General features: G+C 58.5%; 17 protein-coding genes. 6 read left to right on the top strand and 11 right to left on the bottom strand.

Going from position 1 to position 17,148, the window contains the following annotated elements:
- Positions 1 to 50: 50 nt before the first annotated feature.
- From ORL50_RS25825 to ORL50_RS25835, 3 genes are all read right to left on the bottom strand, one after another.
- Positions 51 to 272 carry an FmdB family zinc ribbon protein gene (locus tag ORL50_RS25825; RefSeq protein ID WP_045058234.1) on the bottom strand — a complete coding sequence of 74 codons (222 nt, stop codon included), beginning with the start codon at positions 270 to 272 and terminating at the stop codon, positions 51 to 53.
- Between the two features lie 141 nt (positions 273 to 413).
- A complete protein-coding gene (locus ORL50_RS25830) occupies positions 414 to 734 on the bottom strand; it encodes a ribbon-helix-helix domain-containing protein (protein ID WP_416236048.1) in 321 nt (106 codons plus the stop codon).
- Between the two features lie 251 nt (positions 735 to 985).
- Positions 986 to 1,456, bottom strand: a complete 471-nt coding sequence (locus tag ORL50_RS25835) for a Dps family protein (RefSeq protein ID WP_266019191.1) — start codon at positions 1,454 to 1,456, stop codon at positions 986 to 988.
- A 308-nt stretch (positions 1,457 to 1,764) separates the two neighbouring features.
- Between ORL50_RS25835 and ORL50_RS28975 the strand changes: the two genes are divergently transcribed.
- The gene (locus ORL50_RS28975) at positions 1,765 to 2,367 is read left to right on the top strand and encodes a cold shock domain-containing protein membrane protein (protein ID WP_314528865.1); all 603 of its coding nucleotides are present in this window, start codon (positions 1,765 to 1,767) and stop codon (positions 2,365 to 2,367) included.
- An 80-nt stretch (positions 2,368 to 2,447) separates the two neighbouring features.
- Here ORL50_RS28975 and ORL50_RS25845 read toward each other — a convergent pair whose 3' ends face one another.
- Together ORL50_RS25845 and ORL50_RS25850 are read right to left on the bottom strand one after the other, a co-directional pair.
- Complete coding sequence (locus ORL50_RS25845) at positions 2,448 to 2,654, bottom strand: SlyX family protein (RefSeq protein ID WP_266019192.1); 207 nt, start codon at positions 2,652 to 2,654, stop codon at positions 2,448 to 2,450.
- Between the two features lie 3 nt (positions 2,655 to 2,657).
- Positions 2,658 to 3,083, bottom strand: coding sequence for an HIT domain-containing protein (locus ORL50_RS25850; RefSeq protein WP_266019194.1), 426 nt, complete (start codon positions 3,081 to 3,083; stop codon positions 2,658 to 2,660).
- Between the two features lie 885 nt (positions 3,084 to 3,968).
- On the opposite strand from ORL50_RS25850, the gene ORL50_RS25855 reads away from it, so the two are divergent.
- Positions 3,969 to 5,297, top strand: a complete 1,329-nt coding sequence (locus ORL50_RS25855; RefSeq protein ID WP_266019195.1) for an OprD family porin — start codon at positions 3,969 to 3,971, stop codon at positions 5,295 to 5,297.
- A gap of 80 nt (positions 5,298 to 5,377) precedes the next feature.
- On the opposite strand, the gene ORL50_RS25860 is transcribed toward ORL50_RS25855, so the two are convergent.
- Positions 5,378 to 6,220, bottom strand: coding sequence for a mechanosensitive ion channel family protein (locus ORL50_RS25860; protein WP_266019196.1), 843 nt, complete (start codon positions 6,218 to 6,220; stop codon positions 5,378 to 5,380).
- An 18-nt stretch (positions 6,221 to 6,238) separates the two neighbouring features.
- On the bottom strand, positions 6,239 to 6,724 hold the full coding sequence (locus ORL50_RS25865; RefSeq protein ID WP_266019197.1) for a YajQ family cyclic di-GMP-binding protein: 486 nt from the start codon (positions 6,722 to 6,724) through the stop codon (positions 6,239 to 6,241).
- A gap of 134 nt (positions 6,725 to 6,858) precedes the next feature.
- Here ORL50_RS25865 and ORL50_RS25870 point away from each other — a divergent pair, with 134 nt between their 5' ends.
- Genes ORL50_RS25870 through ORL50_RS25880 form a run of 3 tightly spaced genes read left to right on the top strand, consistent with a single transcriptional unit; the run spans position 6,859 to position 10,443 of the window.
- Positions 6,859 to 7,776: a putative 2-dehydropantoate 2-reductase gene (locus tag ORL50_RS25870; RefSeq protein ID WP_266019199.1), complete on the top strand. Its 918-nt coding sequence runs from the start codon at positions 6,859 to 6,861 to the stop codon at positions 7,774 to 7,776.
- Between the two features lie 45 nt (positions 7,777 to 7,821).
- Positions 7,822 to 9,858 carry a sensor histidine kinase gene (locus ORL50_RS25875; RefSeq protein WP_266019200.1) on the top strand — a complete coding sequence of 679 codons (2,037 nt, stop codon included), beginning with the start codon at positions 7,822 to 7,824 and terminating at the stop codon, positions 9,856 to 9,858.
- A gap of 3 nt (positions 9,859 to 9,861) precedes the next feature.
- Entirely contained in the window at positions 9,862 to 10,443 is a 582-nt protein-coding gene (locus tag ORL50_RS25880) for a cob(I)yrinic acid a,c-diamide adenosyltransferase (RefSeq protein WP_266019201.1), read from the top strand.
- Positions 10,444 to 10,562: 119 nt separating this feature from the next.
- On the opposite strand, the gene ORL50_RS25885 is transcribed toward ORL50_RS25880, so the two are convergent.
- The 4 genes from ORL50_RS25885 to secA all read right to left on the bottom strand — a co-directional run bounded on the left by ORL50_RS25885 (position 10,563) and on the right by secA (position 16,348).
- Positions 10,563 to 11,507: a Nudix family hydrolase gene (locus ORL50_RS25885; protein WP_266019202.1), complete on the bottom strand. Its 945-nt coding sequence runs from the start codon at positions 11,505 to 11,507 to the stop codon at positions 10,563 to 10,565.
- Positions 11,504 to 12,136, bottom strand: coding sequence for a glutathione S-transferase family protein (locus ORL50_RS25890; protein WP_266019203.1), 633 nt, complete (start codon positions 12,134 to 12,136; stop codon positions 11,504 to 11,506). The genes ORL50_RS25885 and ORL50_RS25890 overlap by 4 nt, the downstream gene beginning before the upstream one ends.
- A 141-nt stretch (positions 12,137 to 12,277) precedes the next feature.
- Positions 12,278 to 13,495, bottom strand: coding sequence for a bifunctional glutamate N-acetyltransferase/amino-acid acetyltransferase ArgJ (gene argJ / locus ORL50_RS25895; protein ID WP_266019205.1), 1,218 nt, complete (start codon positions 13,493 to 13,495; stop codon positions 12,278 to 12,280).
- A gap of 117 nt (positions 13,496 to 13,612) precedes the next feature.
- A complete protein-coding gene (gene secA / locus ORL50_RS25900) occupies positions 13,613 to 16,348 on the bottom strand; it encodes a preprotein translocase subunit SecA (protein WP_266019206.1) in 2,736 nt (911 codons plus the stop codon).
- Between the two features lie 307 nt (positions 16,349 to 16,655).
- Between secA and ORL50_RS25905 the strand changes: the two genes are divergently transcribed.
- Positions 16,656 to 17,111, top strand: coding sequence for a DUF721 domain-containing protein (locus ORL50_RS25905; protein ID WP_007945864.1), 456 nt, complete (start codon positions 16,656 to 16,658; stop codon positions 17,109 to 17,111).
- Positions 17,112 to 17,148: the final 37 nt, after the last annotated feature.

A 17,148-nucleotide genomic window follows, 5' to 3' on the forward strand; every position in this document is an offset into this window, starting at 1 on the left:
GTTGCTGGATGATGCAAGAGCTCACACGTGTCGTTCAACAGGTTGCAAAGCTAGTCAGCCTTGTCGCCGCCGGCCAGGTTTTTCTTCGAACCGGTCTTGAAGTCGGTTTCGTACCAACCGGTGCCGCTGAGGCGAAAGCCCGGCATGGACAGCATCTTCTTCAGCTCTGGCGCCTGGCACGCAGGGCAGTCGACCAACGCCGGAGCGCTGATCTTTTGAATGGCTTCCAACTGATGACCACAGGAAGCACATTGATAGTCGTACATCGGCATGGGGGTTGTCTCGGCGATCAGATTGCTACCGCAGACCCGGGGTTTTGCGGCAAAGAGCGGGATTATATCCATTAAATGCAGCCAGTGCAGCCGTAAGACTGCACAGACCGACACTCTGCAACTTTCATCATACCGATCGACTCAACGCGCTTCCTTGAGGCTGTGCACGACGCAGACAACCCGCACCAGCCCGCTGAAATTTTTCACCCCGCCATGACGCAGATGCACTTCCCGATCAACATGGGACAGCAGTGCACTGATTGAGCAACTGTTGATCCTGGCCATGTCGGCGAGAATGTCCCAATACACCTGTTCCAGGCGCAAACAGGTTGCAAATCCATTCAAGCGCACCGATCTCGACAGCGGCTGGGCCAGCCCCATATCGAATTCACTGACAAATGGATCGATTCCCTTACCCTTGGGCATATCGACCCGCCCCTCTGTTCTTGCGCAATCATCCATATCCTTGACACTCCTTTGTCATTCCTGGCGCTCGACGAGCAAGCTCGTCTCTATAGAAGCGCAGGGAAAAAGGGATATCCAGATGACTTTTTAACCAACGTCGTAGGAATTTCCTGCAACTTAAGGGCGATCCTGGAGAGCGTCCTACTCAGGCTCTTTTCCTACAGCTGGCGGTGCAAGATCGTTCAGGGCAAAGGCTGATGGGCTACGCACGGAGTGGCATCCCAGGATGCCAGCCGTGCGCGTGTACCTTATTGATCCAGTAAGGAGCGCAACATCCACGCGGTTTTTTCGTGAACTTGCATGCGCTGGGTTAACAGGTCGGCAGTCGGTTCGTCACTGACCTTGTCGAGCAGCGGAAAAATGCCCCGCGCAGTGCGAGTGACGGCTTCCTGACCGGCGACCAGTTGCCGGATCATGTCCTCGGCGCTCGGCACACCCTCTTCTTCCTTGATGGAAGACAGGCGGGCATAGATGGAATAGGCGCCAGGCGCCGGAAACCCGAGGGCGCGGATGCGCTCGGCAATCGAATCTACTGCCAACGCCAACTCGTTGTATTGCTCCTCGAACATCAGGTGCAAGGTGCGAAACATCGGCCCCGTGACGTTCCAGTGGAAGTTGTGGGTTTTCAGGTACAAGACATAAGTGTCCGACAGCAGGCGCGAAAGCCCGTCCACGATGGACTTGCGGTCTTCTTCACTGATACCAATATCAATTGCCATGCGGTTCCCCTAAAGGTGATGAATTTCATCCAACAGGTGCCGGACCACTCTAGCAAGCCTGTCGCCACACCGCAGCATCCGATGACCTGCCATGCTGCGACAAATTGCCCGCATCACACCGTCGGACTCCCTGATTTGAGTACCCACAAGCTTTGCTGTTAAATAGGCAGTGTGTCGCCTGCGTCTATTTTTCCGGACGCTGCGCATAGGCTGATTTCGGGTACGTGCCCAACGCCTCTTATTGTTCTGAAGCGAACCGTGCTCCGTCAGCTCTTCCTTGTGATCCGTCTTAACGTGAGTTAATCAAAATGTTGAAAATCGTCCACCTGCTAATGGGCGCAGCAGCCCTGCTGCTGTCCTTCATCCCTAGCCTGCGATCTGAAGCTGTTCCTTACCTGCAACAACCCGATGCGCTCTACCTGGCCTTTTTCGGCCTGCTCAACCTCACCCTCGCGCCAGTCATTCCCTACTGGAACAAAGGCCCGCGTCATCAACTGCAAAATCTGGTCAGCGTTCTGCTGGTCCTGGCTGTCGTGTTGCAGACGCTGACGCTTCTTGCGGAGATTCCTTTCGTCTCCGGTCAACCCAACGTGCTGTTCAGCCTGGCTGCCGCAGTGATTGCCGTTCTCCTGCACCTGGCGATCAGCTTCTACAAGTCTTCACCGGCCGCCGCATCGCCCAGCTATGACATGACCAACCGCGATACCGGCACCGTCAAGTGGTTCAACACTTCCAAGGGTTTCGGCTTTATTTCCCGAGACTCCGGCGATGACATCTTTGTGCATTTCCGGGCTATTCGTGGCGAAGGCCACCGCGTCCTGGTCGAAGGCCAGCGCGTGGAGTTCTCCGTGATGAATCGCGACAAAGGCCTGCAAGCCGAAGACGTGATCGCGGCTTTGCCGCGCCGCTGATTCCAGGCTGAAAAAAACCGCGAACAGCCAGGCTGGTCGCGGTTTTTTTATGCCTGCACTTAAGTAATGGGGCGGCGGCGCTAGTAATGGGGCGGCGGCGCTTCGTCTTCGGACGACTCGAACTGCCCGACCATTTCCGCCTGGCGTCGAATCAGGGCCGCCATCTGCAGCTGTAACCGCTCCACGACGGCCTGCTGCGCCACCAGTACATCGTTGAGTGTATTAATGGTGTCGTCCTGAAACGCCAGGCGGCTTTCCAGGTCGTTGATGCGCTCTTCAAGACTCATGGTTCACCCCTCCAGAAACGTGAAGCCTTCGGTTAACACCAGCTGCAGCCGCTCGCGGATAGCTGCCACCTGCTCGGCGGTATAAGGCCGCGCCGCGTGCTTGCCCCAGACTGGCGCCGGCCATGCGGCGTCTTCGCGCTTACGCACGATGACATGCATGTGCAACTGGCTGACCACATTGCCCAGCGCGGCAACGTTCAATTTGTCGGCGTCGAACGAATCCTTGAGCATCTCGGCCAGTGCGCCAGTTTCCTGCCACAGCTGCTGCTGATCAGCGACATCCAATTGAAATATCTCGCTGATATCCTCGCGGCGCGGCACCAGGATGAACCAGGGGTAATTCGAATCGTTGGACAAGAGCAGCCGGCAGAGCGGGAAATCCCCAATCGGTAAGGTGTCTTGTTGAAGTCGTGAATCCAAGGCAAACACTGCGCGCACTCCCGGCAGATGATCATTTTTCAACCTGGCTTCATCTCGAAAGACCATTGACCAGGCGACAGATGAGCAGCATACCTGCGAACGTCGCGCGCTTCACGACCATCGACGACGGCAGGGAGCACGCTCCGATATGGGCCTTTTTTGTGCAAGTCGCACCATTTCAGCACCAAACAGGATGGTAAAAGCGCTGAAGTGACTGATTATCAAGGCAGTGTCCGCAATCGCTGGGTGTTCCCGCTGTGTGAATTCGGCACAGCGCTGAAAATTTTTTGCACCAAAACCGCACAGTGCGTCTACGCTGATGCGTCGGACATCCGCCTTTTACTCACTGACGGGGTGAACCGGTAACATTTTTTCTTGTCGCGCAGAAAGTCAGGAAGGCAGGACACGATGCCAATCCCGACGTCAAGCCCGAACAATGGGGCATGAACCCCCCGGATTCATGAGGTTTTTACGGCTTCACGCGGACCATCAGAAAAAAAATAAGCGGTTTTCTGATTTGAGCACGCTTGTTGCATTCACACCCACATCGCCTTTTGCGCCTCCGCTGGAAGTGGAGGCCCCAAGGCAAATAAAAACAGTGGCAAGGTAGCCCGATGGAGATTCAAACGTTTCACCAGGGACTCTTTTTACCGATGCTCAAGCCCTGGAAACAACGAAGAAGTTGTCAGTCCTCTTGCGTCGGGGCTGTAAATTTGCGACATCTACCCAGCTGTTTGCGACAGGGTCGTAAAGATGCTGAAAGGTTAGATGCGCAAGTATCGCCAACATGGTCGGCGTGATATAAGTTTGCGCCGACACAAAAAGAAAGAGCCGCCCAGATAATAAATCAGGTGGGACGGCAGTACTCTTCTAAAACCAAAGGAGCAAATCACGATGCGCGTGATGAAGTGGAGCATGATCGCACTGGCAGTTGCAGCAGCAGCCAGCACTCAAATGGCTACGGCCGCACCTTTCGTAGGCGACCAGGCCGAAGCCAAAGGTTTTGTTGAAGACAGCACTTTCAACGTGCTGCTCCGCAACTACTACTTCAACCGTAACAAGAAAGACGGCGCAGTCGATGACAAAGACTGGACCCAGGGTTTCCACGGTGTATTCAACTCTGGTTACACCCAGGGCACCGTTGGTGTTGGTATTGACGCTTTCGGTTACCTCGCCATCAAACTGGACGGCTCCGACAAGTACTCGGGTTCGGGTAACCTGAGCACTAACGCTGCTGGCGAAAACAATGACAGCCAAGGCAAAGCCGGCGCTGCACTGAAAGTCCGCATCTCCAAAACCGAGCTGAAAGCTGGCGACATGCAGCCAAGCACCGCTCCGGTATTTGCTGTTGGCGGCTCGCGTATCCTTCCGCAAACTGCCAGCGGTTTCCAACTGCAAAGCAGCGAGATCAAAGACCTTGACCTCGAAGCCGGTCACTTCTACTCGGCGACCAGCCAGGACAAAAACGGCCGTGACGGCGGTCTGTGGGCCAACTACGCTGGCGTTGAAGCCGACACCATCAACTATGGTGGCGCTAAATACGGCATCAACGAAAACTTCAGCGTATCGCTGTACGGCGCTCAGCTCGAAGATATCTGGAACCAGTACTACGCCAACGCCAACTACACCATCCCTATGGGTGGCGATCAGTCGGTGAACCTGGACGGTAACATCTACCGCACAGACGATTCCGGTAGCGCTGAAGCAGGCGACATCAGCAACACCGCGTTCTCGCTGGCAGCTGCTTTCTCGTTCCTGAAAGCACACACCCTGACCGTTGGCTTCCAGAAAGTTAATGGTGACACTCCGTTCGACTACGTCGGCGTGGGTAAAAACAACCGTGGCGGCGACTCGATCTTCCTTGCCAACTCCATCCAGTACTCTGACTTCAACGGTCCTGGCGAGAAATCGGCTCAAGTACGTTACGACCTGAAAATGGCCGAATACGGCGTTCCTGGTCTGAGCTTCATGACCCGTTACGTTAAAGGTTGGGACATCGACGGCTCCAACGCTCCGGTGAATGGTGCTTACGCTGGCCTGTACGGCGAAGATGGCAAACACCACGAAACCAACGTCGAAGCCAAGTACGTAGTTCAAGCTGGCCCGGCTAAAGACCTGTCGTTCCGCATTCGTCAAGCTTGGCACCGCGCCAACACTGACCAAGGCGAAGGCGATATCGACGAGTTCCGTCTGATCGTCGACTACCCGCTGTCGATCTTGTAATCGAAAGCTGTTAGTTAGCAGTAAACAAAAAAAGGCCCATCTTCGGATGGGCCTTTTTTATTGTTTGTAGCTTATGCCTGTTACTGCACCGCACCTTCCTGAACCACTCGAATCACCCGTTGCGGAAACGGAATATCGATACCAGCGGTTTTAAGACGATCCCGGGATTGTTCGTTGAACATGAACATCACATCCCAGTAATCCGCAGTCTTCACCCAAACACGCAGGGAAACAGTAATCGAACTGTCGCCCAGAGTGGAAATGACCGCTTGTGGTGCCGGCTCGGCCAGCACGCGTTCGTCCTTGGCCAGATCAAGCAATACTTCACGGGCTTTTTGCAAATCCGCTTCGTAATCCACGCCCACATCGAATACGACTTTGCGGGTTGGTTGACGGTTGGTGTTGGTAATGATGCCGTTGGACAAATTGCCGTTAGGCACGATGATGGTCTTGTTATCACCGGTGCGCAGCACAGTATGGAAAATCTGGATACTGTCCACGGTGCCAGCAACACCCTGCGCCTCAATCCAGTCACCGATACGGAACGGACGGAACAGCAGAATCAACACGCCCCCGGCGAAGTTCGCCAGGCTGCCCTGCAACGCCAGGCCGATGGCCAAGCCCGCTGCACCGATAGCCGCGACGAAAGAGGTGGTTTCCACACCAATCATCGAGGCGACACTGACGATCAGCAACACCTTCAGAATGATGTTCGCCAGGCTGCTGATGAAGCCCTGCAACGCCAGGTCGGCGTTGCGCAGCGCCAGCAGACCGCCGAGTTTCTGCGTGAGCTTGTTGATCAGCCACCAGCCAATCGCCAGGGTGATGATTGCCAGCAGCACGCGGCTGCCGTATTCCATGATCATTGGAATCCAGGCTTGAGACGCCTTGACCAGGTTGTCCACCTCAGCATTCAAATCCATTGTTACTCTCCTTCGAAATCAATCGCGGAAGTTGTTGAACTGCAGCGGCATGTCGAAGGTTTTGGCGCGCAGTGCGGCAATGGCCTCCTGCAAATCGTCACGCTTTTTGCCAGTAATACGTACTTGCTCGCCCTGAATGGCGGCCTGCACCTTGAGCTTGGCGTCTTTGACGTGGGCGACGATCTTCTTCGCCAACTCCTTGTCGATGCCTTCCTTCAGCACGGCTTCCTGCTTCATCACTTTGCCCGATGCGTAGGCGTCCTTGACTTCAAGGCACTGCACATCGATTTTGCGCTTGACCAGGGCCAGCTTGAGGATCTCAATCATGGCTTCAAGCTGAAAATCGGCTTCTGCAGTCAGGTTGACGGTGAGGTCCTTTTCCTTGAACTCGAAGCTGCCCTTGCCTTTCAGGTCATAACGGCGATCGAGCTCCTTGACGGCGTTTTCGACCGCGTTGGTGACTTCGTGTTTGTCCAGTTCGGATACCACGTCGAACGACGGCATGTAATCTCTCCAATAAAAAGGGGCGCCCGTGGAGCACGCCTGGCTTGCGGTTAAAATCCGCGCTGATTATAACGGGTCTTTCCGATCATTCACTGCGAGCCTCCGATGCGCGTCATAAACAGAGCAAAAAGCTGATGTCCACCACCTGGCACGTTCTCGGTGCGGGCAGCCTCGGCACCCTCTGGGCCACTCGTCTGGCGCGGGCCGGGTTGCCGGTCACGCTGATCGTGCGCGACCAGGCGCGACTGCAGGCCTACGAGGCACAAGGCGCGCTGACACTGGTGGAACATGGCGAGGCGCGCAGCTACCCGATCCCGGTGCAGACGCCGGACAGCGAAGAACCGATCAAGCGGCTGCTGGTCGCCTGCAAGGCTTATGATGCCGAACACGCCGTGGCCCAACTGGCCCCGCGCCTGGCTGAAGATGCCGAGCTGATCCTGCTGCAGAACGGCTTGGGCAGCCAGGACGCTGTCGCCGCCCGGGTTCCTCATGCTCGCTGTATTTACGCGTCGAGCACCGAAGGTGCATTTCGCGACGGCGACTGGCGAGTGGTATTCGCCGGTCACGGCTACACCTGGCTGGGGGACGCCGGTCACCCGGTGCCACCGATCTGGCTGGATGACCTGAGCGCCGCCGGCATTCCCCACGAATGGAGCACCGATATCCTGACCCGCCTGTGGCGCAAGCTGGCGCTGAACTGTGCGATCAATCCGCTGACAGTCCTGCACCAGTGCCGCAATGGCGGCCTTGAAGAGCATCATTGCGAAGTCGCGACTCTCTGCGGCGAACTCAGCGAGTTGCTCGAACGCTGCGGCCAGCCGGCTGCCGCCGAGGACTTGCAGCAGGAAGTGGAACGAGTGATCCACGCCACTGCGGCAAATTTTTCGTCGATGTACCAGGATGTCGGCAGCCGGCGGCGCACAGAAATCAGCTACCTGCTGGGTTACGCCTGTAAAGCGGCGCGTCGACACTCGCTGCACTTGCCACACCTGGACCAGCTGGAAGCGCGACTGATTGCCCATCTGCACAGCCTTGGATTGCCCAGCGACTAAGCAGCGGCTACGCTGGCCACTTGTTCCTTTGTAGCGACGAACCTGATGCCATTGCGCCAGCGCCTTGAAAACCTACCGGTCGGCCAAAAACTGCTGGCCGCCCTGTTGGTGCTGTTGACCACTGTCCTGCTGGTCGCCAACCTGACCTTCATCAGCGCCGCTTATTATATCTCCCAGGAAAGTATGGCGCCCCAGGCCCTGCAGACCATTGGCCGCCTGGTGTCCAATCCGAGCCTGATATCCGACGCGCTCGAGTCGCCGCAAAGCGCACAGCGCCTGCTCAATGAACTCAACAGCTATTCACCTCTGCGCGCAGCCGCCCTCTACGACGGCAAAGGTGAGCGCCTGGCCCAGTTGCAACAGGGCGAAAAGCTCAAGTTGCCGGAGCATTACCGGCGCATCGAGTCCTGGCAGGCGACCGAATTTCGCAGCAATCAGGTGATCACCCTGCCCCGTCCCGGTACTGCGCCCGGTCATTTACTGCTGGTGGCCAGCAGCGAGCTGCCGATGGCGTTCTATACCGGCACCCTGACAGCCAGCCTGGGGATCCTGATCTTCAGCATTCTGTTGTGGCTGGTGATCGCCCGACAGATAAAGCGCCTGATCACCCGGCCGATCTACCAACTGGAAGAGTTGTCCCGGCAAGTTACCCGGGAAGAGAACTACGCCCTGCGCGCCTCCCGCGGCAATCATGACGAAATCGGCAGCCTCGCCGAGGCGTTCAATACCATGCTGTCGCGCATCGAAGCCCGGGAGCAGCAGCTCAAGCGCGCCCGGGACGACTCCCAGGCCGCCTACGACCAGGCCCAGGGGCTGGCGGAAGAAACCCGTCATACCAATCGCAAACTGGAACTCGAAGTGCAAGTGCGCAGCAAGATCGAGAAAAAGCTCACGGGTTTCCAGAATTACCTGAACAGCATCATCGACTCCATGCCGTCGGCGCTGATCGCGCTGGATGAACAGCTCTACGTTACCCAGTGGAATCAGGAGGCTAGCGCCCTGTCCGGGACCCGGCTGGATGAAGCCTTGAACCAGCCGATCTTCCTCGCTTTTGAACCACTCAAGCCGTTTCTGCCGCAACTCAAACAGACGGTAGAGCAGCACACAGTGGCCAAGATCGAGCGAGTCACCTGGGTCAAGGATGATGAAGCCCGGCATTACGCCCTGACGTTTTATCCGCTGATGGGCGGTGCGGGCCGCGGCGTGGTCATCCGCATCGACGACATCACCCAGCGCCTGTCGCTGGAAGAAATGATGGTGCAATCGGAGAAAATGCTCTCGGTCGGCGGCCTGGCAGCGGGTATGGCACACGAGATCAATAACCCCCTGGGCGCCATTCTGCATAACGTGCAGAACATCCGTCGGCGCCTGTCCCCGGAGTTGCCGAAAAACCTGGAACAGGCCGAACACATCGGCATTGAGCTGGAAACCGTAAACCAGTACCTGGTTGCCCGTGAAGTACCGCAGCTGCTCGACGGGATCCAGCAGGCTGGCGCCCGCGCGGCGAAGATCGTCACGCACATGCTCAGTTTCAGCCGACGCAGCACCCGGCAGATGGCGCCCTGCGACCTGCCGGCGCTGATCGACCAGGCGGTGGAAATCGCCGGCAACGACTTCGACCTGGCGATCGGTTTCGACTTCAAGGGGCAGGCGATCATTCGTCAGTTCGACCCGCAGCTCGGCCCCGTTCCCGGCACCGCCAACGAGCTTGAACAAGTGTTGCTCAACCTGCTGAAGAACGCGGCCCAGGCCATTCATCAGCGCGAGGACGACCGAGAGCCGGGGCGGATTATCTTGCGCACCAAGCTCAATCCACCGTGGGCGGAAATCCAGGTCGAAGACAATGGCATCGGCATGAGCGAGAGTGTGCGCAAGCGCACCTTCGAGCCGTTCTTCACCACCAAGGAAATCGGCCAGGGCACCGGGCTGGGCTTGTCGGTGTCGTATTTCATCATCACCAACAACCACAAGGGTCAGATGGAGGTGCAATCGACCCTCGGCCAGGGCACCTGTTTCACCCTGCGCCTGCCCTTGGCGAGCACCCCGCTCGTCTCCCAGGAATTCAATCAGCTATCGAGGTAACCCATGGGCTTTCGCCTGTCGAAGATTTACACCCGCACCGGCGACAAAGGCGAGACCGGCCTCGGCGATGGCCGTCGCGTGCCCAAGGATCATCCCCGGATTGAAGCCATTGGTGAGGTTGATTCGCTCAACAGCCAAGTTGGCGTGCTGCTGGCGGGATTGGCGCAGGAAAGTGCCACCTGTACCGGGCTGAAAGAGGTGATCGAGGTATTGGCACCGTGCCAGCACCGCTTATTCGACCTAGGCGGCGAGCTGGCCATGCCTGAGTATCAGGCCCTCAACGCGGCAGAGATTGAGCGACTGGAGGCGGCAATAGATCTGTGGAATGAAGAACTGGGGCCGCTGGAGAACTTCATTTTGCCGGGCGGTTCGGCGTTGATTGCCCAGGCGCACGTCTGCCGTAGTCTGGCCCGCAGTGCGGAGCGGCGGTGTCAGCATCTGAATGCGGTTGAGCCGTTGGCCGGGGTTGGCCTGGCGTATATCAATCGGTTGTCGGACTTGCTGTTTGTGGTGGCGCGGTTGATTGCCAAGCGCCAGGGAATTGCCGAGATTCTTTGGCAGCCGGCGGCCAAACCTGAGGTTTAGTCGGCGCTTGGCAGGCCGCCTTCGCGAGCAAGCCCGCTCCCACATTGGATCTGTGGTGTTCACAAATCCAATGTGGGAGCGGGCTTGCTCGCGAAGAGGCCAGCAGCATCAACGCAGAATCAGTCCTCAGGCCAAAACGCCCGAATCCCCGCCACACCCTGCGCCCCTATTTCCCAAGCCTTCTGCCGCTCCGCCGGGCCAACACCACCCAGCAGGAACACCGGCTTGCTGAAACCTTCGATCAAGCTTGCCGCCTGCTCCCAACCCAACGGCTGACCATCAGGGTGAGTCTGTGTCAGTTGCACCGGCGACAGGGTGACAAAGTCCACGCCCATCTGCTCGGCCAATGCCAGTTCCTCGGCGTTATGGCAGGACGCCGCCAACCAGCGCGACGCCGGTAGCGGTCGACCCGCCGCCGCGTACTTGCGCAGCTGTGCAGACGTGATATGCCAGCCGGCGGAGGGGAAATCGCCCAACCACTCGAACGGCCCCTTGATCATCAACTGCGCCTTGCCAGCACAAAGTCCCGCCGCATCCACCGCCAAGTCGCGGTATTTTGGGTCGTATCCGTTGGGCGCCCGCAACACGATCAACTTGATACCGCCGGCAATCGCTTTCTGGATACCGCGCAGTAAGGCTGGGGTTTCCAGGTCCTCCGGGGTAATCAGGTACTCCGCCGGCAACCGTGCCGCCGCAACGATCGGCTGGTTGGCCGCCGGGAACTCGTAGTTCAGCAGGTCACGCGGCGCGACCCATTCCAGCGGCTGGCCTTCGGCGCCGTGAGGCTCGCCACTGAATGCCGAGACTTCCCAGACATCCAACAACACCTGTTTGTCCGGGTAGTCGTGTTGAACCTTGATCAGCGGTCGCGCCGCCTCAACAACAATGCCCAACTCTTCCTGAAGTTCACGGGCCAGGGCGGTTTCAACGGACTCGTCCGCCTCGACCTTGCCACCGGGAAACTCCCACAAACCGCCCTGATGCTGAGTGTCGGCACGGCGCGCAATAAGAATCTTGCCAGCGCTGTCACGGATAACAGCGGCAGCAACCTGTACTCGTCTCACTTTCCTACCTCCTCCAGTCCGGCCTTCTGCCAGGCCTTGAACGCTGGCCATTGGTAGATGGTTTCGACGTAGGCTTCGGCCACCGTCGGCAACTTCACCCGGTAGGTGCGCAGGCGCACGGCGATTGGGGCGAAGAAGGCATCGGCCAGGCTGACCTTGCCAAACAGGAACGGACCGGCGTCGGTCGCAGCCGCGCGGCACTCTGCCCATAACGCCAGCATCCGCTCGATGTCCGCCTGGACTTCAGCCGGGACCGTTTCCAGCGGGGCGTCGCGGCTCAGGTCAAACGGCATGTTGCCGCGCATGGCGAAGAACCCGGCGTGCATTTGCGCGCAGGCCGAACGAGCCTGGGCTCGAGCCGCCACATCGTCGGGCCAGAGGCCGGCGTCAGGGAATTGTTCGGCCAAGTACTCGGCAATTGCCATCGAATCAGCGATGGTGCCATGTTCGGACTTTAGCAGCGGGACTTTGCCGGTCGGCGAGTGTTTGAGCAGGCGCTCACGGGTGTCCGGCTGGTTCAGCTTGATCAGCTCTTCGCTGTAGGGGGCTTTGGCTAGATCGAGCGCCAGCGCGCCGCGCAAGGACCAGGAGGAATACAGTTTGTCGCCGATGATCAGGTGCAGGCTCATGTTCGGGACCTTTTGATGGGGGGGGGGGCAGGCCAGACTCTCTAGTGTTGGGTCGGGCCTCTTCGCGAGCAAGCCCGCTCCCACATTGGAATGCGGTCAACTGTGGGAGCGGGCTTGCTCGCGAATGGCAGCGACGCGGTCTTAGGTGCGGTACTCAGCGTTGATCTTTACATATTCATGCGACAGGTCTGTGGTCCAGATCGTCTCGCTGCAATCGCCGCGACCCAGCTCGATGCGGATGGTGATTTCTTCCTGCTGCATCACCGCCGCCCCCTGGGCTTCGGTGTAAGTCGCCGCACGCGCGCCACGGCTGGCGATGCACACCTCGCCCAGGAACACGTCGATCTTGCTCACGTCCAGGTCAGGCACACCCGCGCGGCCAACGGCGGCCAGGATGCGGCCCCAGTTCGGATCGGAGGCGAACAGTGCGGTCTTGATCAATGGCGAGTGAGCCACGGTGTAACCGACGTCCAGGCACTCCTGATGATTGCCGCCGCCATTGACTTCAACGGTGACGAACTTGGTCGCGCCTTCGCCATCACGCACGATGGCCTGGGCCACTTCCATGCAAACCTCGAACACTGCTTGCTTCAACTTGGCGAACAATTCACCGCTGGCGGAAGTGACTTCCGGCAGTGCAGCCTGACCGGTGGCGATCAGCATGCAGCAGTCGTTGGTCGAGGTGTCGCCGTCGATGGTGATGCGGTTGAACGACTTGTTGGCGCCGTCCAGGAGCAGGTTTTGCAGCACTTCGCGGGAAACTTTGGCGTCAGTAGCGATGTAGCCCAGCATGGTCGCCATGTTCGGCCGAATCATGCCCGCGCCTTTGCTGATGCCGGTGACGGTAATGGTCACGCCGTCATGTTCAAACTGGCGGCTCGCACCCTTGGGCAAGGTGTCAGTGGTCATGATGCCAGTGGCGGCAGCTTCCCAATTGTGGATCGACAGGTCATCAAGCGCTGCCTGCAACGCACCTTCGATTTTCTCGACCGGCAGCGGTTCACCGATCACCCCGGTGGAGTAAGGCAGCACCAGGCTCGCGTCGACACCGGTCAACTCTGCCAGCTTCGCGCAGGTGCGCTCGGCCGCGGCCAGGCCAGGCTCGCCGGTGCCGGCGTTGGCGTTGCCGGTATTGGTCAGCAGATAGCGCACCGGGCCTTGCACTCGCTGCTTGGCCAGGATCACCGGAGCTGCACAAAAAGCGTTCAGGGTGAACACGCCCGCGACCGTCGAGCCTTCGGCACAGCGCATGACCACTACATCCTTGCGCCCCGGGCGCTTGATGCCGGCCGAAGCAATACCGAGTTCAAAACCGGCAACCGGGTGCAACGTTGGCAAAGGACCAAGACCAACAGCCATGAATGCGCTCCTTAAAATAGTCATCGCCGACGCAGGTGATCGGCGGTATCAAATGGCAAAACGCCGCGACGGCTGATGCCGGTCGCGGCGCGGGTATTTCAGCTTGCTGAACGGGTTTTACTGGATCTGCCCGTGGCAATGCTTGAATTTCTTGCCCGAACCGCAGTAGCACAGTTCGTTACGGCCCAGCTTCTGTTCGTTACGCACCGGTGCGGATGCGAGGGCAACATCGACCTCTTCACCCAGCAGTTCCGGCTGCTCCAGACCTGGCGCTTCGTCGTGCTGGAACTGCATGCGCGCAGCCAGTGCTTCGGCTTCCTGACGCAGGCGTTGTTCTTCTTCGATTGGATCTTCGCGACGAACCTGAACGTGAGACAGCACACGAATCGAGTCGCGCTTGATCGAATCCAGCAGCTCGGAGAACAGCGTGAACGACTCGCGCTTGTACTCTTGCTTCGGGTTCTTCTGGGCATAACCACGCAGGTGGATGCCGTGACGCAGGTGATCCATGGTCGACAGGTGATCTTTCCACAGGTCGTCCAGGACGCGCAGCACGATTTGCTTCTCGAAGGTACGCAGCGCATCCGCGCCTGCCTGGTCTTCTTTCTCGTGATACGCGGCGATCAGCTCGTTCATCAGCTTCTCGCGCAGGGTCTCTTCGTACAGGTGATCGTCCTCGTCGAGCCATTGCTGGATCGGCAGGGCCACACCGAAATCGCTCTGCAAAGCGGCTTCCAGACCGGCCACGTCCCACTGCTCAGGCAGCGACTGTGGAGGAATGTGCGCGCTGACGGTGGCGTTGAGTACGTCCTGACGGAAGTCGGCGATGGTTTCACCAATGTTGTCAGCGGCCAGCAACGTGTTACGCATGTGATAAATCACTTTACGCTGTTCGTTGTTGACGTCATCGAACTCGAGCAATTGCTTACGGATATCGAAGTTGCGACCTTCAACCTTGCGCTGAGCCTTCTCGATGGCGTTGGTCACCATGCGGTGCTCGATCGCTTCGCCAGGCTGCATGCCCAGGGCTTTCATGAAGTTCTTCACCCGATCAGAGGCGAAGATGCGCATCAGGCTGTCTTCCAGCGACAGGTAGAAGCGGCTGGAACCGGCGTCACCTTGACGACCGGCACGGCCACGCAACTGGTTGTCGATACGGCGCGACTCGTGACGCTCGGAAGCGATCACCTGCAGGCCACCCGACTCCAGCACTTGCTGGTGACGTTTCTGCCAGTCGGCCTTGATCTGGGCAATTTGCTCAGGGGTCGGGTTTTCCAGCGAAGCCACTTCCACTTCCCAGTTACCGCCCAACAGGATGTCGGTACCACGACCGGCCATGTTGGTAGCGATGGTCAGTGCGCCTGGGCGACCGGCCTGGGCGATGATCTCGGCTTCTTTTTCGTGGAACTTGGCGTTCAGGACCTTGTGCTCGATGCCTTCCTTGTTGAGCAGATTGGACATGTGCTCGGAAGTTTCGATGGTTGCAGTACCCACCAGCACCGGACGGCCCTGGGTCATGCATTCCTTGATGTCGGTGATGATTGCCGCGTATTTCTCGTCGGCGGTCAGGAACACCAGGTCGTTGTAGTCTTTACGCGCCAGCGGACGGTTTGGTGGAATCACCATGACCGACAGGCCGTAGATCTGATGGAACTCGAACGCTTCGGTGTCAGCGGTACCGGTCATCCCGGACAGCTTGTTGTACAGGCGGAAGTAGTTCTGGAACGTGGTCGAAGCCAGGGTCTGGCTTTCGGCCTGGATGTTCAGCTCTTCCTTGGCTTCGATGGCCTGGTGCAGGCCTTCGGACAGACGACGACCCGGCATGGTACGACCGGTGTGTTCGTCGACCAGCACAACCTGGCCGTCCTGCACGATGTATTCGATGTTGCGATGGAACAGCTTGTGCGCACGCAGACCGGCATAGACGTGGGTCAGCAGGCCCAGGTTATGTGCCGAATACAGGCTCTCGCCTTCAGCCAGCAGGCCGACGCGGGTGAGCATGTCCTCGATGAACTGGTGACCGGCTTCGTTGAGTTCCACCTGACGGGTTTTCTCGTCGACGGTGTAGTGGCCAGCCTTGGTGACTTCGCCTTCCACTTCCTCGACGTGCAACTCCAGCTGCGGGATCAGTCGGTTGATCTCGACGTACATCTTGGAGCTGTCCTCGGCCTGACCGGAAATGATCAGCGGGGTACGAGCTTCGTCGATGAGGATGGAGTCGACTTCGTCGATCACGGCAAAATTGAGTTCGCGCTGGAATTTTTCTTCCATGCTGAACGCCATGTTGTCGCGCAGGTAGTCGAAACCGAATTCGTTGTTGGTGCCGTAGGTGATATCGGCGGCGTAGGCCAGGCGCTTCTCTTCCGGCGGCTGGAACGGCGTAACCACGCCGACTGTCAGGCCGAGGAATTCGTAGAGCGGACGCATCCAGTTGGCGTCGCGACGGGCCAGGTAGTCGTTCACGGTAACAACGTGCACGCCCTTGCCGGACAGCGCGTTCAGGTAAACGCCCAGTGTCGCCACCAGGGTCTTGCCTTCACCGGTACGCATTTCCGCGATCATGCCTTCATGCAAGGTCATGCCGCCGATCAGCTGGACATCGAAGTGACGCATACCCATGACGCGCTTGCCGGCTTCGCGGGCGACCGCAAAGGCTTCAGGCAACAGCTTGTCGAGGGTTTCCCCTTTGGCGATGCGGGCCTTGAACTCGTCTGTCTTGGCACGCAATTGATCGTCCGAAAGGGCCACCATTTGCTCTTCGAAGGCATTGACGAGTTGCACCGTCTTGAGCATGCGTTTGACTTCACGCTCGTTCTTGCTTCCAAAAAGTTTCTTTAACAAAGGCGCAAACATATCGGCAGGATCTTCCACACTAAAGGGATGGAGGGCGGCCCCGTGAGTCGCCCGAGCAGCCCTCATGGCCGCATGCGAACGAGCATTCTACCCGGAAACGGTGGTGAGGAAAGTGGCGTTATTCCACGATGCTGGCACAGCGCTGTGACGGGGCTCACTTAAAATAAGGGCTTTTTGCTGAACTTCAAGTCATTCACGACATAAGTTACTTGTTGATTTAATGGGTAAAGCGTTCGTAAAGCAATGGGGCGAGCGGATCGGGTGCTTTCTGCTAACATGGCGGCTCTGTTACTTCAGGTGTCTGATCATGGCATTTCGCCCTCTTACGGCCAGAGCACCCGCCGTTCTGCTTCGCGAAGCCAAACCGCTCAAAGCCATCTTTGGCCACGCTCAACGCCTGGGTCATTTGCAACGCCTGCTGGAAAGCCAGCTGCAGCCTGCTGCGCGGGAACACTGTCATGTGGCCTCCTGGCGCGAAGGCAGTTTGCTGCTGATCGTGACCGATGGCCACTGGGCGACCCGTCTGCGTTATCAACAGAAGCGCCTGCAACGGCAACTCCAGATGTTCGACGAATTTGCCAGCCTGACGCGGATTCTGTTCAAGGTTCAACCGCCCACGGTCCAGCAAGGGGCGGCGGGCCATACCATCAGCTTGTCGACCGATGCAGGCGCAACCATTCAGGCCACGGCCGACGGAATCAGCGATCCGAATCTTCGGGCAGCGCTGGAACGGCTGGCGGCTCACGCCAAACCAAAGGTTTAACGGCAAGATCAAAAGATCGCAGCCTTCGGCAGCTCCT

The organism is Pseudomonas sp. RIT-562 (assembly GCF_026241895.1).
In the GTDB taxonomy this organism is placed as follows: Bacteria; Pseudomonadota; Gammaproteobacteria; order Pseudomonadales; family Pseudomonadaceae; genus Aquipseudomonas; species Aquipseudomonas mandelii_F.